The 1772-nt window shown below is 59.6% G+C and carries 1 protein-coding gene; it reads right to left on the bottom strand.

Annotated features, from left to right (window positions below; all coding sequences use genetic code 11):
* Nucleotides 1–885: 885 nt before the first annotated feature.
* Nucleotides 886–1230 carry a helix-turn-helix domain-containing transcriptional regulator gene (locus tag AB4Y99_RS27470; RefSeq protein ID WP_441525578.1) on the bottom strand — a complete coding sequence of 115 codons (345 nt, stop codon included), beginning with the start codon at nt 1228–1230 and terminating at the stop codon, nt 886–888.
* Between the last annotated feature and the right edge of the window lie 542 nt (nt 1231–1772).

Below are 1772 nucleotides of genomic sequence, written 5' to 3'. Positions count from 1 at the left end.
CGGTGGAGCCTTGAGTTTCGGCGCGATCCTTATTTCCCGTCTTGGTGGCATTCCGATCCTGGGAGCGCGGCGGCGACCGATTGGGACGTCAACGGACCCCGACATTCTTATCTATGGCTTTACTGCCGCCGTTTTCTTTTTAAATTTCCTGCTCGGTTTGGCTGTCTACTAGCGTCCGCTTCCGGCCCGTTGCGGACAATTGCCTCTGYCGGTAGTGGGTGGGGAAATTGGGCGTGGCGCGATGAGCGAAAACCTAAAGGCACTTTGGGACAACTTCGCCGCTGAGATGAAGGCCTCACCTCAGGCGATACTGCGTCCGGAGGCCCAAAAGCGCCTCGATGAACTCATGGCCCCAGTCTACGAATTGCTGAAGCAGTTTCAGCGCGAACGAGACCACCAACCTTTCGTTTCGCAGGCTCCGTGCCCAATATGCAGCGGGACCGTCACGTATCAGTACCGCGCCCCGCTGATAGGCAGCATGAAGTGCGACAGGCCGGAATGTATAGCTTGGAGTTTGTAGCGCTTCTGACCTCCGCTCCCGATCCGTAGCAGCCGCTCGGCTCAGAACGAAAAAAGGCCGGCACCGCGTGAGCGGGCCGGGCTACGGCGACCTTTCGCGGAATCGCTCGACCGAGCGCCTGACGAGCTCTTTCTCGCTCTGGGCGACGAGAGCGAATGCGGCCACGATATACGCTAGACGCGCCCGTTCTCGCTCGTGGTCCTCTTCCGGAAATTCTCGCTTCAGCTCCTGCCATGCGGCTTCGAGCGCCCCATGAGCCCGCGCGAGATCGACCGGGTCCTTTAGCGATGAGAACGGCATGTCCGGCTACTTTAACGCCCGCGGTGGTCCCGGCAACGAAAATTGGCCCCGCCATACTGCCTCAATCACCCAAAGTCTTCGCGGAAGTCCACGCCGATCACGTTGAGCGCCCTGAACAGGGTAGTCAGGGTGGGATTTCCGCCATCGCGGATGAAGGCCTTGTGGATAGCTGACCGGCTGAGCCCGGTCTGCGCCGCGAACTCCTTCACGCCGATCTCCAGGATGACATCGCCAACGGCCTTCGCGATGGCGCGCGGATCGCTGTTCTTGAAGGCAGCCTTGATGTGAGCGACGCGGCCCTCAACCGTATCAAGATCATGCTCGATGAGGGGCCGGGTCGCTTTAGATGCCATCGAGTTGGTCGTGCTGCTTCGATCGGGAAGGCGCTCAATGCGGAGCGCTGGCGGCAACGTCAACTCGCCCMGRCTACGGTCTAGCGAAYTCGATGCTCGCAGCGAGCGAGATAGCGACAGATGCTGAGCTCAAGCTCTGCCCTTTCCCGTCCTCTGGGTGWCTCCTSATGCTCGAWYTCGATGCACCGCAGCCGRTCYAGAGCTKCTCGGAGCTGCTCGGGTGTTTCGATTGTTGTTTCGATCGGCGGCGTCGTTGCAGGGATCGCGCAATTTTCAGCAGAAACCAGCATCGGGCTCCTCCCGAGGATTCGGCATTGATGTTTTACGAAGCGTTTGGGCTGTCCGGCCTGACAACGCGGGCCCGATATCGAGGTTCCTGCTTAGAATAAATTCCGAATGGCCCATCGTCTGACGACAACCCCCGAACGAAAAAAGGCCCCGCCAGCCGGAGCTGACAGGGCCCTAAAATGTCTGCTCTCGACCCGTTGCGGACTCAAGGAACGAAAGCTCGAAAGCATCCTTGCTGAGCTTCTATGCGTCTAATATTCGCAGTCGGATGGCGGCCAAGGCTGAGGCCTCCAACAGGATCAGTCGATCCT

Source organism: Allobosea sp. TAB14 (genome assembly GCF_052113865.1).
GTDB classification, from domain to species: Bacteria; Pseudomonadota; Alphaproteobacteria; order Rhizobiales; family Beijerinckiaceae; genus Allobosea; species Allobosea spartocytisi.
Note: the sequence above shows the minus strand (reverse complement) of the source record. Positions and strands in the feature narration are given on the sequence as shown.